This window comes from Roseicyclus sp. (genome assembly GCF_052168335.1).
Lineage (GTDB): Bacteria > Pseudomonadota > Alphaproteobacteria > Rhodobacterales > Rhodobacteraceae > Roseibacterium.
Genome location: NZ_JBQLZP010000016.1, coordinates 1 through 4,470, shown reverse-complemented (window position 1 = coordinate 4,470; position 4,470 = coordinate 1). Strand labels below are relative to the sequence as shown.

Genomic DNA, 4,470 nt, shown 5'->3' with positions numbered 1-4,470 from the left:
GCATAGCGGGGGCGCGGCTCCGCCGCCCTCAGCCAGAATTTCCAGTCGATCCTCATGTCCTGCCAGCTCGCTGAACCAAAGGTGCTTGCGTGTGTCGTCGGCCCCGCGGCGTCAGCCGACCGAGCCCTCGAGCGAGATCGCGACAAGCTGCTGCGCCTCCATCGCGAACTCCATCGGCAGGGCCTGGAGCACCTCGCGGCAGAAGCCGTTCACCACGAGCGCCACGGCCTCCTCCTCGTCCATGCCGCGGCTCCGGCAGTAGAAGAGCTGGTCGTCGTCCACCTTGGAGGTCGTCGCCTCGTGCTCCACCCGGCTCGAGTTGTTCTTGACCTCGATGTAGGGCACCGTATGCGCCCCGCACTTGTCGCCGATCAGGAGGCTGTCGCACTGGGTGTAGTTGCGGCTGTCCCTGGCCTTGGGGTGCATCGAGACGAGCCCGCGATAGGTGTTCTGCGCGCGGCCCGCGCTGATGCCCTTGGACACGATGCGCGACTTCGTGCGCTTGCCGAGATGCACCATCTTCGTGCCGGTATCGGCCTGTTGCGCGTTGTTGGCGATGGCGATCGAGTAGAACTCGCCCTGGCTGTCGTCGCCGCGCAGGATGCAGGAGGGGTATTTCCAGGTGATCGCCGAGCCGGTCTCCACCTGCGTCCACATCACCTTGGAGCGGTCGCCCCGGCAATCCGCGCGCTTGGTCACGAAGTTGTAGATGCCGCCCCGGCCCTGCTCGTCGCCCGGATACCAGTTCTGCACGGTGGAATACTTGATCTCCGCGTCCTCGAGCGCGACCAGTTCCACCACCGCGGCGTGGAGCTGGTGCGTCTCGCGCTTGGGCGCGGTGCAGCCCTCGAGGTAGCTCACGTAGCTCCCCTTGTCGGCGATGATCAGCGTCCGCTCGAACTGGCCGGTATTCTCGGCGTTGATGCGGAAATAGGTGCTGAGCTCCATCGGGCAGCGCACCCCCGGCGGCACGTAGACGAAGGACCCGTCCGAGAAGACCGCCGAGTTCAGCGTCGCGAAGAAGTTGTCGGTGATCGGCACGACCGAGCCGAGATACTTCTTCACCAGGTCGGGGTGCTTCTGGATCGCCTCGGAGATCGAGCAGAAGATGACGCCGGCCCTGGCGAGTTCCTTCTGGAAGGTCGTGCCCACGCTGACGCTGTCGAAGACCGCGTCCACGGCGACCTTGCGGCCCTCGGCGGGCGCATCCTCGGCCCCCTCGACGCCGGCCAGGATCATCTGCTCCTTCAGCGGGATGCCGAGCTTCTCGTAGGTGCGCAGGATGTCGGGATCGACCTCGTCGAGCGACTTCGGCTTCTCGCGCATGCTCTTGGGCTTGGCGTAGTAGTACTGGTCCTGGTAGTCGATCGGCGGGTAGTTCACCATCGCCCAGTCCGGCTCGTCCATCTGCTTCCAGCGCTTGAAAGCCTGGAGGCGCCAGTCGGTCATCCACTCGGGCTCGCCGTTCTTCTCCGAGATGAGGCGCACGATGTCCTCGCTCACGCCCTTGGGCGCGAAGTCCATCTCGATCTCGGTCTCCCAGCCGTACTTGTACTTCGCGCCGAGCGCCTTGACGGCCTCCACCGTCTCGCGTTCCACGCCGTCGCGGATCTCGGTGTCGAGTGCGGTCATGTCTACCTCCATGGCCCGGAGCGAAGCGTCCGGCGGCCCCTTCCTGGGCGACGCCTGCCGCGCCGCATCGTTTCCTTCGGGTGATCGCCACCCGGTCCTGTCTCGGGCCTGCCCCGGCGACCGCGCCCGGGCCAGGCCGGAACCGGGCCGGGATCAGGCCGCGCGGGCGCGGAAGCGGGCCTCGGCCGCTCCCCAGGCCTCGGCGAAGGCGCGCACCTCCGCCTCGGTCGTGTCGGGCCCGAGCGAGACGCGGATCGCGCTTGCCGCCGCCCGCTCGTCGAGGCCCATGGCGGTGAGCACCTGGCTCGCCCGGACCTTGCCCGAGGAACAGGCCGATCCCGCGGAGATCGCGAAGCCGGCCAGGTCCATCTGCATCACCTGCGTCTCCCCCTTCCAGCCCGGCGTGACGATGCAGGACGTGTTGGGAAGGCGCAGGCTGCCTTGCCCGACAAAAATAGTCCCTTTCGCGGAAGCTTCCAGAGTTGTTTCTAGAATATTTCTAAGTTTCTCGACCCGCGCCCAGACGCCCGCTTCAAGATCCTGTAGGGCTGCCGCGGCTGCGGCACCAAATCCGGCAATGCCGATGAGGTTCTCCGTCCCGGACCGGCGCCCCATCTCCTGCCCGCCGCCGCGGATGCGCGCCGCGACGTCGAGGCCGCGGCGCAGGATCAGCGCCCCGATTCCCTTCGGCCCCCCGATCTTGTGCGCCGAGATCAGCGCCATCTCCACGCCCGACCAGTCGAAGGCCATGGGCAGCTTGCCGAAGGCCTGCGTCCAGTCCGAAACGGCGAGCTCTGCGGGCAGCGCCTGCACGATCCCGGTCTCCGAATTCGCCGCCTGCAGCGTGGAAAGCGCGGGATCGGCCACCGCCACCGCCCCGTCCGGCGCAACGGGCAGGTCCTCCGTAATCCAGGCGCGCACCGCGTCGTGCTCCACGCCCGCGCCGTGCAGCCCCCTGCCCGCCAGCGCCAGCGCGGCGCCCTCCGTCGCCCCCGAGACGAAGACGATGTCGGCCCCCTGCGCCCCCGCCGCCGCCGCCACCTGCGCCCGCGCCCGCTCGATCAGCGCCTTCGCCGCCCGCCCCTCGGCATGGACCGAGTAGGGGTTCCCCACCACGTCCATCGCCGCCAGCATCGCCGCCCGCGCCTCGGGCCTCAGCGGCATCGTCGCGTTGTGGTCGAGATAGACACGCTTCCGCCCGGACATGGCCCGTCCTTCATCTTTCCTCAAATACGCACCGCGCCGGAGGCGCGCGGCGCCGGGCGGCCTCGATGGCCGCGCGGCGCCGGTCTAGCCCTCGTCGACCACCTCGAAGAGCGTCGGGACCGCGGGGCATGGCGTGAGATCGTTCGTCACCACGTCCGACAGCCTTGTCTGGTGCAGGAACACGTAGACATGCGCCGAAAGGCTCTCCCAGAGGCGGTTGGTCAGGCTCTGCGCCTTGCTCCCCGAGAGCCCGCCCGTGGCGCCCGCGCCCTTGTGCATGGCGTCCACCGTCTCGTCCACGGCGGCGAAGATCTCGACCACGCGGATGTCCGAGGCCGCGCGCGTGAGCCGGTAGCCGCCGCCCGGCCCCCGCACCGACTCCACCAGGCCCGCGCGCCGCAGCTTCACGAAGAGCTGCTCGAGATAGGGCAGCGAGATGTTCTGGCGCCGCGACACCTCCGACAGCGCGCTCAGGTCCCCGGGCTTGAGAAGCGCGAGGTCGGCCATGGCCACCATCGCATAGCGTCCCTTCGTCGACAGCTTCATGGGTCTCTCCCGGAGGTCCGCGCGGAATGCCCGGACCAATTGACCTTTGCGCCCGCGGCGCTTAACTGCGAACCGACCCGGGGGCCTGCGCCCCCGGACTGAATCCTACTAGGGAGCGCAAGGCGGCGCGTCAAGAAACCCCGCCACGCCCCGCTCGCGAGGGAGAGGTGGATGCCCGAGGTGATTTTCCCCGGCCCCGAGGGCCGGCTCGAAGGACGCTATCACCCTCAGAAGGCCAAGGACGCGCCCATCGCGATCATCCTGCATCCGCACCCCCAGTTCGGCGGCACGATGAACAACCGCGTGGTCTACAACCTGCACTACGCCTTCCACGAGATCGGCTTCACGGTGCTGCGCTTCAACTTCCGCGGCGTCGGGCGGAGCCAGGGCGAATACGACCAGGGCATCGGCGAATTGTCCGACGCGGCCTCGGCGCTCGACTACCTCCAGTCGCTCAACCCCAACGCCAAGCATTGCTGGGTCGCGGGCTTCTCCTTCGGCGCCTGGATCGGCATGCAGCTCCTGATGCGGCGGCCCGAGATCACCGGCTTCATCTCGGTCGCGCCGCCCGCCAACATGTACGACTTCTCGTTCCTCGCGCCCTGCCCGGCCTCGGGCCTGATCATCAACGGCACGAACGACCGCTTCGCCAAGCCGCAGGACACGCGCATCCTCGTGGACAAGCTGCACGAGCAGAAGGGCATCACCATCACCCACCAGGAGATGGAGGGCGCCGGCCACTTCTTCGAGGACCCGCACATGGACCCGATGATCAGGTCGGTGCAGGACTACGTGCGCCGCCGCCTGACCGAGAGCACCCGCTGAGGACGCAGGGATGAGCGCGATCACCGAAACCCTCGCCGACCGGCTCGCCCAGGACGTGATCGCCGCGGCCGAGGCGATGGACGACGACCGCCTCTACGAGGAAATCGCCCGCGCGCTCGGAAACTCGTCGCCGACGACGGAGGAGTTGTTCCGCACCTTCGTGCGGGTGCGCCTGGCCGAGAAGCGGGCGCGCAAGCTCCTCGAGCAGAAGCTCGCCAAGCACCGCGCCGCCAACGCCCCGCCGGAACCCGAGCCGCAGCC

General features: G+C 68.6%; 5 protein-coding genes. 2 read left to right on the top strand and 3 right to left on the bottom strand.

Going from position 1 to position 4,470, the window contains the following annotated elements; genetic code table 11:
- Positions 1-111: 111 nt before the first annotated feature.
- From sufB to ACTS11_RS00590, 3 genes are all read right to left on the bottom strand, one after another.
- Complete coding sequence (gene sufB, locus ACTS11_RS00600; protein WP_442638417.1) at positions 112-1,632, bottom strand: Fe-S cluster assembly protein SufB; 1,521 nt, start codon at positions 1,630-1,632, stop codon at positions 112-114.
- Positions 1,633-1,785: 153 nt separating this feature from the next.
- Positions 1,786-2,838 (bottom strand): cysteine desulfurase family protein, encoded by a 1,053-nt coding sequence (locus tag ACTS11_RS00595; RefSeq protein ID WP_442638416.1) that lies wholly within the window; start codon positions 2,836-2,838, stop codon positions 1,786-1,788.
- A gap of 84 nt (positions 2,839-2,922) precedes the next feature.
- On the bottom strand, positions 2,923-3,384 hold the full coding sequence (locus ACTS11_RS00590; RefSeq protein ID WP_442638415.1) for an Rrf2 family transcriptional regulator: 462 nt from the start codon (positions 3,382-3,384) through the stop codon (positions 2,923-2,925).
- A gap of 171 nt (positions 3,385-3,555) precedes the next feature.
- Here ACTS11_RS00590 and ACTS11_RS00585 point away from each other — a divergent pair, with 171 nt between their 5' ends.
- Positions 3,556-4,209 carry an alpha/beta hydrolase gene (locus tag ACTS11_RS00585; protein WP_442638414.1) on the top strand — a complete coding sequence of 218 codons (654 nt, stop codon included), beginning with the start codon at positions 3,556-3,558 and terminating at the stop codon, positions 4,207-4,209.
- 10 nt (positions 4,210-4,219) lie between these two features.
- Positions 4,220-4,470, top strand: a 251-nt coding sequence (locus ACTS11_RS00580) for a hypothetical protein (RefSeq protein ID WP_442638413.1), incomplete at its 3' end; no start/stop codon positions are given.

Excerpts from the sequence above, each read along its gene's own strand:
- sufB (WP_442638417.1), bottom strand. The coding sequence starts at position 1,632 with ATGACCGCACTCGACACCGAGATCCGCGACGGCGTGGAACGCGAGACG.
- ACTS11_RS00595 (WP_442638416.1), bottom strand. The coding sequence starts at position 2,838 with ATGTCCGGGCGGAAGCGTGTCTATCTCGACCACAACGCGACGATGCCG.
- ACTS11_RS00590 (WP_442638415.1), bottom strand. The coding sequence starts at position 3,384 with ATGAAGCTGTCGACGAAGGGACGCTATGCGATGGTGGCCATGGCCGAC.
- ACTS11_RS00585 (WP_442638414.1), top strand. The coding sequence starts at position 3,556 with ATGCCCGAGGTGATTTTCCCCGGCCCCGAGGGCCGGCTCGAAGGACGC.